The following is a 16,193-nucleotide window of genomic DNA, read 5'->3' on the forward strand; positions in this document are numbered from 1 at the left end:
CCCGTACCCACCCCCCCCCCCCGCGCGCCCCCGCCCCCCGCCCCCCCGCCGCGCCCCCCGACCCCTTGACAGGGAGGTCATGCCCCTGACAGGAGTGGCGCTGCACCACACCCACGGACGGCAGCCACATCGAAGGGGGCGATCGGCACATGACCGAGCACGGGAGCACGGCGTCCGGACCACGGCCGGACGGCACGTACGACGTCGTCATCAGCGGGGCGAGCCTCGCCGGCAGCGCCGCGGCGATCCTGCTCGCGCGGCGCGGCGCCCGCGTCGCCCTCCTGGAGCGCCGCTCGGACCCCGAGGCGTACAAGGTGCTCTGCACCCACGCCCTCACCGCCTGCGCCTACCCGGTCCTCGACGAACTCGGCCTCCTCCCCGACCTGGAGAAGGCCGGCGCCGTCCGCAACGAGGCGCGCTGGTACACCCGTTGGGGCTGGATCGAACCGCGCGCCGCACCCGGCGGCCCCGAACTCCCGTACGCCTACAACGTCCGCCGCTCCACCCTCGACCCGCTCATCCGGTCCCACGCGGAGCGCACCCCCGGCGTGGACCTGCTCCTCGGCCACAAGGTCACCGGACTGCTCCGGGACGCCGGACGGACCACCGGCGTGCGCGCCACGGGACCCGACGGCGAACGCGAGATCCGCGGCCGCCTGGTCGTCGGCGCCGACGGCAAGGACTCGGCCGTCGCCAGGCTCGCCGCCATCCCCGAACGGCGGTACGAGAACGGCCGGTTCGGCTACCTCGCCCACTACCGCGACCTGCCGCTGCCCGGCGGGATCGGCCAGGCGTGGTTCCTCGAACCCGACATGGCGTACACCTTCCCCAATGCCGACGGCGTCACCGTCCTCGCCGTCCTCCCGGACAAGAAGCGCCTGCCGGCCTTCCGCGAGGACCTGGAGGGCAGCTTCCACGCCTTCGTCCGCGCCCTGCCCGAGGCGCCCCCCATCGACTCCGCCCGGCGCGTCTCGAAGATCATCGGCACCGTCGACCACCCGCTGATCACCCGCGACCCCACCGCCCCCGGCATCGCCCTCGTCGGCGACGCCGCCCTCACCGGCGACCCCCTGTGGGGCGTCGGCTGCGGCTGGGCCCTCCAGACCGCGCAGTGGCTGGCCGAGGCCGTCGCCCCCGCCGCGACCGGCCACGGCGACCTCGACCGCGCCCTCGCCGCGTACGGCCGCACCCACCGCCGCCGGCTCCGCCCCCACCAGCAGCTCGCCGTCGACTACGCCCGGTCCCGCCCCTTCAACCCGGCGGAACGCCTCATGTTCTCCGCCGCCGCCCGGGACGCGGACGCCGCCCGCCACATGTACCTCTTCGCCTCCCGGCTGATCGGCCCCCTCGGCTTCCTCAACCCGCGCTCCGTGGCCCGCGCGGCGGCCGTCAACCTCCGGCACCGGCTCCGGCGGCCCGCGCGGTCGGCCTGACACCACCCGCGTCAAGAAGGTGTCAGGAGTGCGGCGGGCGGCGCCAAGAACACGCCAGGAACGGCGGACGCCGCCCGTCCGGGGGCTGACCCTGAGCGGAGTCCGCACCGAAGGAGTACGCCCCCATGTCCGCTCCGGCCACCGAGCACGCCGCCCCGACCGCCGCCGGGGAACCCCCGGATCCCGGGGCGCGGCACAAGCTGACCGCCGTCACCGGCCTCGCCGCGCTCTCCCTCGACGCCATGGCCTCCGTCGCGTACGGCCCCGAGGCGATCGTCCTGGTCCTCGCGGCGGCCGGCGGCCACGGCCTCGGGTTCACCCTGCCGGTGACCCTGGCCATCGCCGGCCTGCTGGCCGTCCTGGTCGCCTCGTACCGGCAGGTCATCGCCGCCTTCCCGGACGGCGGCGGCTCCTACGCCGTCGCCAGGGCGTACCTGGGGCGCCGCACCAGCCTGATCGCGGCCGGCTCGCTGGTCCTGGACTACGTCCTCAACGTCGCCGTCGCCGTCACCGCCGGCGTCGCCGCGCTCACCTCGGCCTTCCCCGGGCTGTACGGCGACCGGCTGGCGATCTGCCTCGTGGTCCTCGCGCTCATCACCGCCGTGAACCTGCGCGGCATCGTCGACTCGGCCCGCGCCTTCCTCGTCCCCACCGCCGTCTTCGTCGGCGCGATCCTGGTCATGATCGCCGTCGGGCTGTTCCGGGACGCGCCCGTCTCCACCGCCGCGTCCGCCGGACACGCCTCCGTCCTCGCCTCCGACGCCACCACCGTGGGCGCCCTGCTGCTCCTCAAGGCGTTCGCCTCCGGCTGCTCGGCGCTCACCGGCGTCGAGGCGATAGCCAACGCCGTCCCGTCCTTCCGGGCCCCGGCCGCCCGCCGGGCGATGCGGGCCGAGGTCGCGCTCGGCGCGCTCCTCGGCGTGATGCTGATCGGCCTGTCCGTCCTGATCTCCCGCTTCGGCCTCCAGCCGGTGGAGGGCGTCACCGTCCTCGCCCAGCTCGCCGACGCCTCCCTCGGCCACCACGCGGCCTTCTACGTCGTCCAGTTCGCGACCATGGTGCTGCTCGCCCTCTCCGCGAACACCTCCTTCGGCGGACTGCCCGTCCTCCTGAAGCTGCTGGCGCGCGACGACTACGTGCCGCACGTCTTCGGCCTCAAGGCCGACCGCCAGGTGCACCGGCACGGCGTGGTCTGGCTGGCACTGGTCTCGGCCGCGCTGCTGGTCTTCTCCGGCGGCGACACCAACACCCTGGTCCCGCTCTTCGCGATCGGCGTCTTCGTCGGCTTCACCCTCGCCCAGACCGGCATGGTCCTGCACTGGCGGGCCACCCGGCAGTGGGGCAGGGCCCTCCTCAACGGCTTCGGCGCGCTGCTCACCGGCGTCTCCGCGATCGTCGTCACCGCCACCAAGTTCCACGACGGCGCCTGGCTGATCGTGATCGCCCTGCCCCTGCTCCTCCTCGCCTTCGAGGCCGTCCACCGGGCGTACGGGACGATCGGCGCCCGCCTGGGCGTCGGCCGGGTCCCCGAACCCCCGCACCGCGAGCGCTCCCTCGTCCTGGTGCCGGTCTCCTCCCTGACCCGGCTCACCAGCGAGGCCCTCACCGCGGCCGTCTCGCTCGGCGACGAGGTCCGGGCCGTGACGGTGTGCCACCCCGACCCGGAGGACCGGGAGGCCACCGAGGCCCTGGAGCGCGACTGGGCGCTGTGGGACCCGGGGGTCCCGCTGGTCCGGCTGACGGCAGGACGCCGCTCGCTCGGCCGCCCGATCAGCGCGTACGTCCGCGAGCTGCGCGCGGCCGAACCCGGCACCCGGGTGACCGTGCTGGTCCCCGAGGCCGAGCCGGAACACCTGTGGCAGCGGCTGCTGCAGAACCAGCGCGGGGCGGTCGTCGCCCACGCCGTCCGCCGGGACACCGACGCCGTGATCTGCCGGCTGAGGTTCCGGCTCGGCACCCGCTAGCCGACGTGCACGCGCGGGCGGCGGTCCCGGTCGGGCTCCGCCTCGCGCAGGATCTCGCGGGTGGTGGGGGCCACCTCGCCGCGGCCGAGGAGGAAGAAGCGGAAGAAGTTCGCGAACGGGTTGCCCTCGGTCCACTCGAAGTAGACGTGCGGGCGGGTGCCCGTGATGTCGCGGGCGTGGATCAGGAGGGCGGCCAGCGCGTTGGGCACCGAGGAGCTCTCCAGGGTGAGGACCCGGTAGCGGTCGTGCAGCACCTCGCCGCGGACGGTCAGCCCCGCCTCGAACTCCGACGGGTCCGTCACCGTGACCTCGATGAAGACGAAGTCGTCGGTGGTCGGGAGCTCGTTGTCGGTGCGGATCTGCTCGATCTTGTCGCGGTACTCGGCGATGTCCCGCTCGTCCGGCTCGTTGGCGATGAACCGGGGCGTGCGGTGCGAGATGTCACGGATGAACCGCTCGGCCATGTCGTCGAGCTCGACGTGGGTGACGCGCAGCTCGAAGGCGCGGCCGAGCCGGGAGAGCAGCGAGATCAGGATGATGCCGGCGATGAAGCAGGCACCGATCTTCACGCCGTCCGGGCGCTCGATGATGTTGACGACCGTCGTGTACAGGAAGACGGCCGAGATGACGCCGAAGCCGATGGTCCAGCCGCGCTGGCCGGCCTTGCGGGCGGCGATGGTCACCGCGATGGCTGCCGAGCAGATCAGCACGAGGACACCGGTGGCGTACGCGCCGCCCTGCGCGTCGACGTCGGCGTCGAAGATCCAGGTGACGAGGAAGGCGACCAGGGTGAAGACGATCACCATCGGCCGCACGGCCCGCGCCCAGTGCGGCGCCATGCCGTACTTCGGCAGGTAGCGCGGCATCAGGTTGAGCAGCCCCGCCATCGCGGAGGCGCCGGCGAACCACAGGATCAGGATGGTCGAGACGTCGTAGACGGTGCCGAAGGTGTTGCCCAGGTACTCGTGCGCCAGATAGGCCAGCGCGCGCCCGTTGGCCTTGCCGCCGGACTCGAACTCCTCGTGCGGGATGAGCACCGTGGTGATGAAGCTGGTGCAGATCAGGAAGACGCTCATGATCAGCGCGGCGGTGGTGAGGAGCTTCTTGGTGTCGCGGATGCGCCCCTTCGGCTCCGCCTCGGTGTCCCCGGCGTCACCCTTGACGTGCGGCATCACGGCCACGCCGGTCTCGAAGCCGGAGAGGCCGAGGGCGAGCTTGGGGAAGACGAGCAGCGCGACGCCGACCATCACGAAGACGTTGCCGTGCTCCTGGGTCAGGGCGGCGGTCCAGTCGGTGACCACGTGCCCCTCGGTGATCACCTGCCACAGGCCGGTGACGACCACCACCGCGTTGAGCGCCAGATAGACGCCGACGAGCGCCACGGCGACGCCGATCGCCTCCAGGAAGCCCTTCAGGAAGACCGCGCCGAGCAGCGCGATCAGCACCATCGTGATCAGCACCTGCTTGTCGTGCAGGGCCGACTCCAGGTGCGGGTTCTCCACCAGGTGGGTGGAGGCGTCGGCGGCCGACAGGGTGATGGTGATGAGGAAGTCGGTCGCCGCGAAGCCCAGCAGGGTCAGGACGAAGAGCTTGCCCTTCCAGAACGACAGCAGCCGCGACAGCATCGCGATCGAACCCTCGCCGTGCGGGCTCTCCTCGGCCACCCGCCGGTAGACCGGCAGCGCGCCCGCGAGCGTGACCAGCACCAGGACGATGGTGGCGATGGGGGAGAGCAGGCCGGCCGCGAGGGCGGCGATGCCCGGCTGGTAGCCGAGGGTCGAGAAGTAGTCGACACCCGTCAGGCACATCACCCGGTACCAGGGCTGCCCCTGGTGCCCGGCGTCCGGCGCCGTCTCCTTCGGGCGGGAGGGTTTGCCCTTGCCCATGTCGGACAGCCCCTCCAGCATCCACGCGCGCAGCCTGCTGCCGCGCGTCTCGTTCGTGGTGGCCATGAGGTGCTCCCGGGTTCCGCTGTGCGAGGTGTCTCGGCCGCCTGTCCTGCGGCCGAGCCAGCGTAAGCAGCCCGGATGGGGACGCACCCGGCGAGCGCGTCAGGGAAGCGTCAAGATCCGCCGGTAGGGCGTCACCTTCCTCACATCCGGCGGGGTCCCGGGGCGTACCGGGCGGTCAGTCCAGACCCGACACCCTGAGGACGGCGCGGGCCGTCTCGGTGTGGACGTGGAGCGCGAGCCGCGCCAGGTCGCCGGCGCCGTGGACCAGGGTGCCGCGGGTGCGGGAGGTACGGGCGTCGTCCTCGACGCGCAGCCACAGGGCGGGGTTGGCGAGCAGGACGCGGAGGTCCACCTCCGCCCGGGCCCCGTCCTCGTCCCGCAGCGCGAGCCGCCGGGCCGTGTCGGCCGGCCAGACGACCGCCGTGAGCCGGTCGGTGCGCACGGTCCGGGTGACCCACAGGCCCTGGACCGTCAGCAGGCCCGGCGCCGCGCTCACCCGCGCGGGCAGCAGGACGACCAGGAGGAGCGCGGAGAGGACGACGCAGCCCAGCGTCCGGGTGAGGCTCAGCCCGTGGGTGCCGGCGTCGACGGCCAGCGAGGTGCCGAGCAGGAGCCCCGCGTAGAGGAGGGCGGCCCGGGCCTCGCCGGGCCATCCGGCGTCGTCGAGGACGTCCGGGGCGGGGCGGGGAGCGGGGAGCGGGGGCTGCATGGTGCCGACGGTAGGCCCCTGGAGCGGCGCGGGCGGCGTCCGCTACGCGGTGTTTACGCGGCGGACCGAAGTTTTGACGTGCCGCTGACGGAGACCGGGCCGGTGGTGTGGTGCACGTACTCGCGCAGCAGCCGGAAGCCGGCGGTCCAGGCGAGCAGCCGGCTCGCCCGGTTCTCGCGGGAGCAGCTCCAGGTGGCCGTCCGGCCGCGGTCGGCGATGTCGGCGGTGAGGCCCGCGACGCAGGCGAGGGCGAGGTGGCGCCGTCGCTCGCCGGGGTCGGTGGCGCAGGCCACGTCCTCGTACCGGCTGCCGGTGAACCGCGAGCAGGCCACGGCGAGCACCCGGTCCTTGCGGAACGCGCCCCAGCCGTGTCCGGAGCGGGCGAGGCCCTCGGGGCCGCCCCAGGTGGCGAAGGTCCAGCCGAGGGCGAGGCCGGCGGCGGCGAGGGCCGGCCCGTCCCCGGCGCGCAGCGGGCGGACGGTCGTCCCGCGCGGGACCCGGGCCGCGGCCGGGTCCGTCCGGTGGACGTAGAGCATCCGGTCCCACGGCTGGAGCAGGTCGAAGGCGGCGGCGAGGACGGGCAGGAAGCGGGGGGACGCCTCGACGCAGTGGCCGGCCAGCGGGGCGAGGCCGGAGGGGGCGAGGGCGGTGGGGTCGCCGGCCAGGAGGGCGTGGCGGCCGCTGGTGACGGCGACGGCCCGGGGCAGGACGGCCCGGTCGGTCCACCACGTGCCGTGACCGGTGGCGAGGACGTGCTCGGCCAGCGCCGCGGAGCCGGGCGCGCCGAGGGGGAAGGCCCGCGCGGCGGAGGGCGGCTGGTGGGCGGGGTGGGGGATCACGGGAACCTCCGGGGGACGGGGAAGGGGCGGCCCGCGGTCTCGGTGCGGGCCGCCCCGGGTGGGTCAGCGCTGTCCGGCCCTGCGGCCGTGGTTCGCCTTCTTCTTGCGGCGGTCCTTCTTCTTCCGGGCGCGCTTCGACATGGCGGGTGCCCCCTTCAGGCGGTGTGGCCGACGAGGAGGTCGGCGAGCTTGGTGAGGCGCTTGACCGTGCGCGGTTCGGTGGCGACGGCCGCCGGCGTGACGCGGTGGTCTCGGTCGTAGTAGGCGCCGTTGACGATCTCGGTGGCCGGGTCGCAGAGGCGGACCACGTGGGCGGCGCCCTCGGCCGGGGCGACGCCCTCGTGCGCGTACAGCGGCAGCAGGCTGGTGGCGCAGATGCCGGGGTGGACGGAGACGGCGGTGACCCGTGGGTCCGAGGCGAAGACGGTGAGGGCCAGCTGGGACTGGGCGTAGGCGGCGAGCCGGGAGTAGCGGCGGGTGCGGTTGGGGTCGTTCCACTGGATGGAGCCGGTGCGGTGGAGGACCGAGGAGACGTTGACGACCCGGCCGCCGGGGTCGCTGGTGAGGGCGGGTTCGAGGAGGTGGGTGAGGAGGTAGTGGGCGAGGAAGTTGACCTGGAAGGAGATCTCGTTGCCGTCGGGGGTGACGGTGTGGCGCTCGGGTGCGGCCATGCCCGCGTTGTTGACGAGCACGTCGAGGTGCGGGTGCTCGGCCAGCACGCGGGCGGCGAGCAGCTCGACCTCCTCCAGGCGGGTGAAGTCCGCGCCGAACGGGCACAGACGGGCCTCGTCGATGCCGGCCAGGGTGATCAGCCGGTCGGTGGCGGCGTGCGCCTCCTCGGCGGTGCGGCCGTGGACGAGGACGGTGGCGCCGCGCTCGGCGAGGAGCCGGGCCGTCTGGTGGCCGATGCCGGAGGTGGCACCGGTCACCAGGACGGTGCGGGAGGAAAGGTCGGAAACGGACATGACTGGTCAGTCCCTCACGGGTGTCGAAGGGGTGCGGGTACGAAGAAGGGGCGCCGGACGGAAGGTCACGACGCCCCGTGGCAGGCCGGAGAGGATCAGCGGCGAGCTGCGGTCTCCGGGCAGCGGGGCTCACGACGGGGCGCCCGATGGGGCGGCCGGTCGAGCAGGAGCCACGCGCTGTTCACGGTCTCCATGGAAGCCGGGGCCGGAGCCGGTCGCAAGACCGACGGGGTTTCCCTGACGCGGTTCTGACGGGGATTCACCCGAGGCCGGGGATCGTCGAGACGAGCAGGTCGATGGCCTTGATGCCGACGAACGGCAGGACCAGGCCGCCGAGCCCGTACAGCAGCAGGTTGCGGCGCAGCAGGTCGTGCGCGGACGCCGGCGTGTAGCGGACGCCGCGCAGGGCCAGCGGGATCAGCGCCACGATGATCAGGGCGTTGAAGATGATGGCGGAGGTGATCGCCGAGGTGGGGCTGGACAGCCCCATGACGTTGAGCGCTTCGAGGCCCGGATGGGCGCCGGCGAACATCGCGGGGATGATCGCGAAGTACTTCGCGACGTCGTTCGTGATCGAGAAGGTGGTCAACGCCCCTCGGGTGATGAGGAGTTGCTTGCCGATCTCGACGATCTCGATGAGCTTGGTCGGGTTGGAGTCGAGGTCGACCATGTTGCCGGCCTCCTTCGCGGCCGACGTGCCGGTGTTCATCGCCACGCCGACGTCCGCCTGGGCGAGCGCCGGGGCGTCGTTCGTGCCGTCACCGGTCATCGCCACGAGCTTGCCGCCGGCCTGCTCGCGCTTGATCAGCGCGAGCTTGTCCTCGGGGGTGGCCTCGGCGAGGAAGTCGTCCACGCCCGCCTCGTGGGCGATCGCCCGGGCGGTCAGCGGGTTGTCGCCGGTGACCATGACCGTACGGATGCCCATCCGGCGCAGCTCCGCGAACCGCTCCCGGATGCCCTCCTTGACGACGTCCTTGAGGTGGACGATCCCGAGCACCCGGGGGCCGTCGCCGTCGTGGAGGGCGACCAGCAGGGGCGTGCCGCCGGCGGCCGCGATGGCGTCGGCCCAGGTGCGGGCCTCGGGCGGCACCGTCCCCCCGTACATCTCCACCCAGGCGGTGACCTGGGCCGCGGCCCCCTTGCGGATGTGGCAGGCGCCGCCGTCCCCGCGCAGGTCGACGCCGCTCATCCGGGTCTGCGCGCTGAACTCCACGAACCGGGGGTTCGCCAACTCGCCCTCGGCGGGCGCCTCCAGGCCGTACTGCCGCCGGGCGAGCTCGGCGACCGACCGCCCCTCGGGGGTCTCGTCGGCGAGCGAGGACAACTGGGCCGCGTCGGCCAGGAGCGCCGCCTCGACGCCCGGGAGCGGGATGAAGGCGGCGGCCTCGCGGTTGCCGAGGGTGATGGTGCCGGTCTTGTCGAGGAGCAGGGTGTTCACGTCGCCGGCCGCCTCGACGGCCCGCCCGGACATGGCGAGCACGTTGCGCTGCACCAGCCGGTCCATGCCGGCGATGCCGATCGCGGAGAGCAGGGCGCCGATGGTGGTCGGGATGAGGGTGACGAGGAGGGCGACGAGGACGGTGGTGGAGGGGGCGGCCTGCGCGTACCCCGCCATCGGCCGGAGCGCGACGACGACGAGGACGAAGACGACGGTCAGCGCGGAGAGCAGGATGTTGAGGGCGATCTCGTTCGGGGTCTTCTGCCGCTCCGCGCCCTCGATGAGGGCGATCATCCGGTCCATGAAGGAATGGCCGGGGCGCGAGGTCACCCGGACGACGATCCGGTCCGAGAGCACCGTCGTGCCGCCGGTGACCCCGGAGCGGTCGCCGCCCGCCTCGCGGATCACCGGCGCGGACTCGCCGGTGACGGCGGACTCGTCGACCGAGGCGATCCCGGCGACGACGTCGCCGTCCGCCGGGACCAGCTCGCCCGCCTCGACGAGCACGACGTCGAACTGCTTGAGCTCGGTCGCGGCCACGGCCTCCGTCGCCGCCCGGTCGACGTCCGTCCCGTACCGCCAGTGCCGCAGCCGCAGCGCGACCGTGTCCGTACGCGCCCGGCGCAGCGACTCGGCCTGGGCGCGGCCCCGGCCCTCGGCGACGGCCTCCGCGAGGTTCGCGAAGACCACGGTCAGCCAGAGCCAGACGCTGACGGTCCAGGTGAACACCGACGGGTCGAACAGGGCGGACAGCGTGGTGAGGGCGGATCCGACGGCCACCACGAACAGCACGGGCTTCCGCACGAGCGTGCGCGGATGCAGCTTGCGCAGCGCCTCGGGAAAGGACCTCACGAGCTGCACCGGGTCGAGGAGACCGCCGTGGCCCGCGCGCCGGTGCCCGGGGCGGAAGCGGGGGACCGGGTTGCGCGGCGGGGCCGGCGGCAGGCCGGGGGAGGACGGCCCGCCGGGCAGCGGCGCGTGCGCGGGGTGCTGCGGGGCGGCGGGAGTGGGCGCCGGTCGGGGCGCGGCGGAATGCATCGAGGAAGACCTTCGGGGAGTTCCCGGCCGTCCGCGCGGCGGAGGCCGGAGGAGAAACGGCTGGGCCCTCCCGGAACGGCGTCCCGGAGGAGTGGGCCGCCCGTCCCGCGGCCCCAGGGTGCCGGGGCGTGGGGCCCGGCACCCTGGGTGCTGCTGTGGACGGACAGCGCGGTCGCGACGCGGGGGCACGGAACGCCGGATGGGAGGGCGGTCCGTGCCCCCGCGGTCCGGGACGGTCAGGCCACTGACGTCCCCGGGCCGGTGAGCGACCGAGGGCGAATCTAGACGCCCGGCGCCCGGTCGAAGGCCTCGCGCCGCAGGCTTTGACGAGCCTCTTACGAGGAGCCGGGCGCGGCCGTCAGGATGCCGTCAGGGCGAGGTGGCGCGGCGTCAGAACGGCGTCAAGGAGGGCGGTTTCGTACTCCTGTCCGGCACAGGATGATCCCCTCACGGGGGACGGACGACCGTCCGGACGTGCGGGGTGTGAGGGGGCGTGCCGCCCGAGGCGGCGCGCGTGGTCCGTGACCGACGGCCCGGACCGCACCCGGCACGGACGAGCGGGACCGTCCGACGAGAGGGACGTTCCGGCCCGCGGCGCCAGGGGGTGGCCGCGGGCCGGACGAGCCTCCGCTCCCGTTTCGTCCCGTCCTCCCTCCCGCGTCCTGCGGGCCCGCGCGCCCGCGCGCGTGGAGCACCCGCAGTGGACCACCCGTACAGGAACCGTCAAGGCCCCGTCAGCGTCCGCGGCGCGGCCGACAGGACGACGTCAAGGGGGGCGTGCGCGTGACCCGGTGCGGGTTTCGATGGCGGTGGGCGGCCACCTTCCCGGCGCCCGGCCGCACCGCCGGCATCCACCACCACCCCTGGGGAGTTGATCGTCGTGAGCATCGAGAACGTGGTCGGTCTCGTCGTCGCCCTGAGCATCGTCGGCTACCTGGTGGCCGCGCTGATCCGCCCGGAGAGGTTCTGACCGCCACCGGCCGTCCGGACCCGCCGCCGACCTGCCGGTGACCCGCTCCTGACCTGCCGCGTAGGGGACGCGTCAAGAGGAGCGTCAAGGACGTTAGGGGGGCGTCAACGACGGCGGTGGGTGGCCGAAAAGGCTGTTTCCTCATCTCGTCAGAGAATCCGCTCTTCCTTCTTCCGGGAGTTCACGATGGCCGACGTGGCCTTCGTCGTCACCACGATCGCGGTCTTCGCGCTGGTGGCCTTCATCGCCAAGGGGGTGGCGAAGCTGTGAGTGCCGAGAACGTGATCGGTCTGCTCGTCGCCGTCGCCCTGCTGGGATACCTCGTCCTCGCGCTGGTCAAGCCGGAGAGGTTCTGAGTACGGATATGAGTCCCGTCCTGGCTGGAATCCTCCAGCTCCTCGCCCTCGTCGTCGCCCTCGGCCTCTCCTACCGGCCGCTCGGTGACCACATGGCCAAGGTGTACTCCTCGGAGAAGCACTACAAGCCCGAGAAGTGGATCTACAAGGCGATCGGCGCCAACCCGAACGTCGAGATGCGCTGGCCCGCCTACCTGCGCGGCGTCCTCGCCTTCTCCGCGGTGAGCGTCCTCTTCCTCTACCTGCTCCAGCGGGTGCAGGGCTCGCTGCCCGGCTCGCTCGGCTTCGTGTCGATCGACCCGGACCAGGCGTTCAACACGGCGGCCTCGTTCGTCGCGAACACCAACTGGCAGTCGTACTACGGCGAGCAGGCCATGGGCCACGTCGTGCAGACCGGCGGCCTCGCGGTGCAGAACTTCGTGTCGGCGGCGGTCGGCATCGCCGTGGCCGTCGCGCTCGTCCGCGGCTTCGCCCGGTCCCGTACCGGCGAGCTGGGCAACTTCTGGGCCGACCTGGTCCGCGGCACGGTCCGCGTCCTGCTCCCGATCGCGGTGATCGGCGCGCTCGTCCTCGTCGCCTGCGGCGCCATCCAGAACTTCTCCGGCATCCACGAGGTCGGCCAGTTCACCGGCGGCACCCAGCAGTGGAACGGCGGTGCGGTCGCCTCCCAGGAGGTCATCAAGGAGCTGGGCACGAACGGCGGCGGCTACTTCAACGCCAACTCGGCCCACCCCTTCGAGAACCCCAACGGGCTCTCCAACCTCTTCGAGATCTACCTGATCCTCGTCATCCCCTTCGCGCTGACGCGGACCTTCGGCCGCATGGTCGGCTCGCTGAAGCAGGGGTACGCGATCCTCGGCACGATGGCCACCATCTGGCTGGGCTTCACGGCCCTGATGATGTGGACCGAGTTCGCCCACCACGGTCCCGCCTTCGACCTCGCCGGCGGCGCCATGGAGGGCAAGGAGACCCGCTTCGGCATCGGCGGCTCGTCGATCTTCGCCGTGGCGACCACGCTGACCTCCACCGGCGCGGTCAACTCCTTCCACTCCTCGTACACCGGCTTCGGCGGCGGCATCACCATGCTGGGCATGCAGCTCGGCGAGATCGCGCCCGGCGGTGTCGGCTCCGGCCTCTACGGCATGCTGATCATGGCGATCATCGCGGTGTTCATCGCCGGTCTGATGGTCGGCCGCACCCCGGAGTACCTGGGCAAGAAGATCGGCACCCGCGAGATCAAGTTCGCCGCCTGCTACATCCTGGTCACCCCGGCGCTCGTGCTCGGCTTCACCGCCGCCTCGTTCGTGCTGGACACCCCGGCGAACTCGATGACGAACTCCGGCGCGCACGGCTTCTCCGAGATCCTGTACGCCTTCACCTCCGGCGCCAACAACAACGGCTCGGCCTTCGCCGGCCTGAACGCGGACACCCAGTGGTTCAACTCGACGATCGGCATCGCGATGCTGCTCGGCCGGTTCCTGCCGATGGTGTTCGTCCTGGCCCTGGCCGGCTCGCTCGCCGAACAGCAGCCCGTCCCCGAGACCGCGGGCACGCTGCGGACCGAGAAGCCGCTGTTCACCGGCCTCCTGGTCGGCACGATCATGATCATCACCGGTCTCACCTACTTCCCGGCGCTCGCGCTGGGACCGCTCGCCGAAGGGCTCGCAGCATGAGCACCGTCACTCCCACCCGTCCCCCGCAGCCGGGGGCGTCCGCCGGCCGGCCCGCCGAGGCCGGACGCGTCGGCGGCGGTCTCTTCGACCCCAAGCAGCTGGTCGCCTCCTTCCCGGACGCGATCCGGAAGCTGGACCCGCGGGTGATGGTCAAGTCGCCGGTGATGTTCGTGGTCCTGGTCGGCTCGGTGGTCACCACCGCGCTCGCGATCAAGAACCCCGGAGACTGGTTCGGCTGGGCGATCACCGTCTGGCTGTGGCTCACCACGATCTTCGCCAACCTCGCCGAGGCCGTGGCCGAGGGCCGCGGCAAGGCGCAGGCGGACACCCTCCGCAAGGCCAAGACCGACACCGTCGCCCGCCGGATCATCGGCCCGAACGAGGAGCGCGTCCCCGGCACCGAGCTGAGGATCGGCGACCTCGTGGTCTGCGAGGCCGGCGACATCATCCCCGGCGACGGTGACGTCGTCGAGGGCGTCGCGAGCGTCGACGAGTCCGCCATCACCGGCGAGTCCGCCCCCGTGATCCGCGAGTCCGGCGGCGACCGCTGCGCGGTCACCGGCGGCACGAAGGTGCTCTCCGACCGGATCGTCATCAAGATCACGACGAAGCCCGGCGAGACGTTCATCGACCGGATGATCAACCTGGTCGAGGGCGCGGCCCGGCAGAAGACCCCGAACGAGATCGCCCTCAACATCCTGCTGGCGTCCCTCACCATCGTCTTCCTGCTCGCGGTCGTCACGCTGAAGCCGTTCGCGATCTACGCCGGGGCCGACGACCAGACCTCGCTGATCGTGCTCACCGCGCTCCTCGTCTGCCTCATCCCGACCACCATCGGCGCCCTGCTCTCCGCGATCGGCATCGCCGGCATGGACCGGCTGGTGCAGCGCAACGTGCTGGCCATGTCCGGGCGGGCCGTCGAGGCGGCCGGCGACGTGAGCACCCTGCTCCTCGACAAGACCGGCACCATCACCCTGGGCAACCGGCAGGCCGCCGAGTTCGTCCCGGTCAAGGGCACCACCGCCGCCGAACTCGCCGACGCCGCCCAGCTGTCGTCGCTCGCCGACGAGACCCCCGAGGGCCGCTCCGTCGTGGTCCTCGCCAAGGAGAAGTACGGGCTGCGCGAGCGCCACCAGGGCGAACTCGCCCACGCCACATGGATCGAGTTCACCGCCCAGACCCGCATGTCGGGCGTGGACGTGGACGACCGGAAGATCCGCAAGGGCGCGACGGGATCGGTCGTCGCGTGGGTGAAGGAGCGGGGTGGCGCCGTCGCCGAGGACGCGCAGGCGCTCACGGACGGGATCTCCCAGGCCGGTGGCACGCCGCTGCTGGTGGCCGTGGAGGACGGTCGGGGGGCGCGGATCCTCGGCGTCGTCCACCTGAAGGACGTCGTCAAGGACGGCATGCGGGAGCGGTTCGACGAGCTGCGCCGCATGGGCATCAAGACGGTCATGATCACGGGTGACAACCCGCTGACCGCCAAGGCCATCGCCGAGGAGGCGGGCGTGGACGACTTCCTCGCCGAGGCCACCCCCGAGGACAAGATGGCCCTGATCAAGCGCGAGCAGGCCGGCGGCAAGCTGGTGGCGATGACCGGTGACGGCACGAACGACGCCCCGGCGCTCGCGCAGGCGGACGTCGGCGTGGCGATGAACACCGGCACGTCGGCCGCGAAGGAGGCCGGCAACATGGTCGACCTCGACTCCAACCCGACCAAGCTCATCGAGATCGTCGAGATCGGCAAGCAACTCCTCATCACCCGAGGGGCGTTGACCACCTTCTCGATCGCCAACGACGTCGCGAAGTACTTCGCGATCATCCCCGCGATGTTCGCGGTCGCCTACCCGTCGCTGGACAAGCTCAACATCATGGGCCTGGCCTCGCCGGAGTCGGCGATCCTCTCCGCGGTGATCTTCAACGCGCTGATCATCATCGCGCTGGTGCCGCTCGCCCTGAAGGGCGTCCGCTACCGGCCGTCCAGCGCCGACTCGATGCTGCGGCGGAACCTCGGGATCTACGGACTCGGCGGCCTGGTCGCCCCGTTCGTCGGCATCAAGCTCATCGACATGCTCCTCACCCTCATCCCCGGAATCGGTTGATCGTCGTGAACAACTCCGTAGGAAACACCGGACGGGTCCTGTGGGCGGGACTCCGGGCGCTCCTCGTCCTCACCGTCGTCTGCGGCGTGCTCTACCCGCTCGCCGTCACCGGCGTCGCCCAGGTGGCCTTCCCCGGCAAGGCGAACGGCTCGGAGATCGAGGACGCGAGCGGCAAGGTCGTCGGCTCCGAACTCATCGGCCAGACCTACCTCGACGGCGACGCCCCCGACCTGCGCTGGTTCCAGCCCCGCCCGTCCAACGGCCTCGGCACCAACAGCGTCAACACCCAGTACGCGCTCATCCTGTCCGGCGCCACCAACCGCTCGGGCGACAACGCGGACCTGATCACGTGGGTCACCGAGGCCAAGGCCGCGGTGGTCGAGGACAACTCGGTGAACGGCTACACGGTGAAGCCGTCCGACGTGCCCGCCGACGCGGTCACCTCCTCCGGCTCCGGCCTGGACCCGCACATCTCCCCGGAGTACGCGGAGCTCCAGGTCCACCGGGTCGCCGAGCGCAACAAGCTCGACGTCGCCCGGGTCGAGAAGCTGGTCGCCGACCACACCGACGACCGCATCCTCGGCTTCATCGGCGAACCCCGGGTCAACGTCCTGAAGCTCAACATCGCGCTCAAGGAACTGGTGGCCGAGGGCTGATGGCCTTACCGCCACGGCCCAGGAGCCGGGGGGGGGGGGGGGGGGCGCGCGCGGCGCGGGCCCCCGGCCCCCCCCCCCCCCCCCCGCCCCCCCCCCCA

Annotated in this window: 14 protein-coding genes; 8 read left to right on the top strand and 6 right to left on the bottom strand. The window is 72.6% G+C overall.

What is annotated here, in order from left to right; genetic code table 11:
* The first annotated feature begins 149 nt into the window (after window positions 1–149).
* Window positions 150–1,433: an NAD(P)/FAD-dependent oxidoreductase gene (locus tag ACFW1I_RS28150; RefSeq protein ID WP_384675107.1), complete on the top strand. Its 1,284-nt coding sequence runs from the start codon at window positions 150–152 to the stop codon at window positions 1,431–1,433.
* A gap of 125 nt (window positions 1,434–1,558) precedes the next feature.
* Window positions 1,559–3,397: an APC family permease gene (locus ACFW1I_RS28155; protein WP_384675109.1), complete on the top strand. Its 1,839-nt coding sequence runs from the start codon at window positions 1,559–1,561 to the stop codon at window positions 3,395–3,397.
* Here the strand turns inward: ACFW1I_RS28155 and ACFW1I_RS28160 are convergent.
* From ACFW1I_RS28160 to kdpB (ACFW1I_RS28185), 6 genes are all read right to left on the bottom strand, one after another.
* Window positions 3,394–5,349 (bottom strand): APC family permease, encoded by a 1,956-nt coding sequence (locus ACFW1I_RS28160; RefSeq protein ID WP_384675111.1) that lies wholly within the window; start codon window positions 5,347–5,349, stop codon window positions 3,394–3,396. The two genes, ACFW1I_RS28155 and ACFW1I_RS28160, sit on opposite strands and share 4 nt — an antisense overlap.
* A gap of 175 nt (window positions 5,350–5,524) precedes the next feature.
* A complete protein-coding gene (locus ACFW1I_RS28165) occupies window positions 5,525–6,058 on the bottom strand; it encodes a hypothetical protein (RefSeq protein ID WP_384675113.1) in 534 nt (177 codons plus the stop codon).
* Between the two features lie 53 nt (window positions 6,059–6,111).
* Window positions 6,112–6,897: a GNAT family N-acetyltransferase gene (locus ACFW1I_RS28170; protein ID WP_384675115.1), complete on the bottom strand. Its 786-nt coding sequence runs from the start codon at window positions 6,895–6,897 to the stop codon at window positions 6,112–6,114.
* 63 nt (window positions 6,898–6,960) lie between these two features.
* The gene (locus ACFW1I_RS28175; RefSeq protein ID WP_384675149.1) at window positions 6,961–7,038 is read right to left on the bottom strand and encodes a 50S ribosomal protein bL37; all 78 of its coding nucleotides are present in this window, start codon (window positions 7,036–7,038) and stop codon (window positions 6,961–6,963) included.
* Between the two features lie 14 nt (window positions 7,039–7,052).
* Entirely contained in the window at window positions 7,053–7,862 is an 810-nt protein-coding gene (locus tag ACFW1I_RS28180) for an SDR family NAD(P)-dependent oxidoreductase (protein ID WP_384675117.1), read from the bottom strand.
* Between the two features lie 259 nt (window positions 7,863–8,121).
* Window positions 8,122–10,338: a potassium-transporting ATPase subunit KdpB gene (kdpB, locus tag ACFW1I_RS28185; RefSeq protein ID WP_384675118.1), complete on the bottom strand. Its 2,217-nt coding sequence runs from the start codon at window positions 10,336–10,338 to the stop codon at window positions 8,122–8,124.
* Window positions 10,339–11,218: 880 nt separating this feature from the next.
* Here kdpB (ACFW1I_RS28185) and kdpF (ACFW1I_RS28190) point away from each other — a divergent pair.
* From kdpF (ACFW1I_RS28190) to ACFW1I_RS28215, 6 genes are all read left to right on the top strand, one after another.
* The gene (kdpF, locus tag ACFW1I_RS28190) at window positions 11,219–11,308 is read left to right on the top strand and encodes a K(+)-transporting ATPase subunit F (RefSeq protein WP_384675120.1); all 90 of its coding nucleotides are present in this window, start codon (window positions 11,219–11,221) and stop codon (window positions 11,306–11,308) included.
* 120 nt (window positions 11,309–11,428) lie between these two features.
* Window positions 11,429–11,578, top strand: coding sequence for a hypothetical protein (locus ACFW1I_RS28195; protein WP_225802349.1), 150 nt, complete (start codon window positions 11,429–11,431; stop codon window positions 11,576–11,578).
* Window positions 11,575–11,664, top strand: a complete 90-nt coding sequence (kdpF, locus tag ACFW1I_RS28200; protein ID WP_361162995.1) for a K(+)-transporting ATPase subunit F — start codon at window positions 11,575–11,577, stop codon at window positions 11,662–11,664. The genes ACFW1I_RS28195 and kdpF (ACFW1I_RS28200) overlap by 4 nt, the downstream gene beginning before the upstream one ends.
* An 8-nt stretch (window positions 11,665–11,672) precedes the next feature.
* Complete coding sequence (gene kdpA, locus ACFW1I_RS28205; RefSeq protein ID WP_384675123.1) at window positions 11,673–13,337, top strand: potassium-transporting ATPase subunit KdpA; 1,665 nt, start codon at window positions 11,673–11,675, stop codon at window positions 13,335–13,337.
* Window positions 13,334–15,439 (top strand): potassium-transporting ATPase subunit KdpB, encoded by a 2,106-nt coding sequence (gene kdpB / locus ACFW1I_RS28210; RefSeq protein WP_384675125.1) that lies wholly within the window; start codon window positions 13,334–13,336, stop codon window positions 15,437–15,439. The genes kdpA and kdpB (ACFW1I_RS28210) overlap by 4 nt, the downstream gene beginning before the upstream one ends.
* Window positions 15,440–15,444: 5 nt before the next feature.
* Window positions 15,445–16,095 (top strand): potassium-transporting ATPase subunit C, encoded by a 651-nt coding sequence (locus ACFW1I_RS28215; protein ID WP_384675127.1) that lies wholly within the window; start codon window positions 15,445–15,447, stop codon window positions 16,093–16,095.
* The last annotated feature ends 98 nt before the right edge of the window (window positions 16,096–16,193 follow it).

The organism is Streptomyces sp. NPDC058955 (genome assembly GCF_042741435.1).
Lineage (GTDB): Bacteria > Actinomycetota > Actinomycetes > Streptomycetales > Streptomycetaceae > Streptomyces.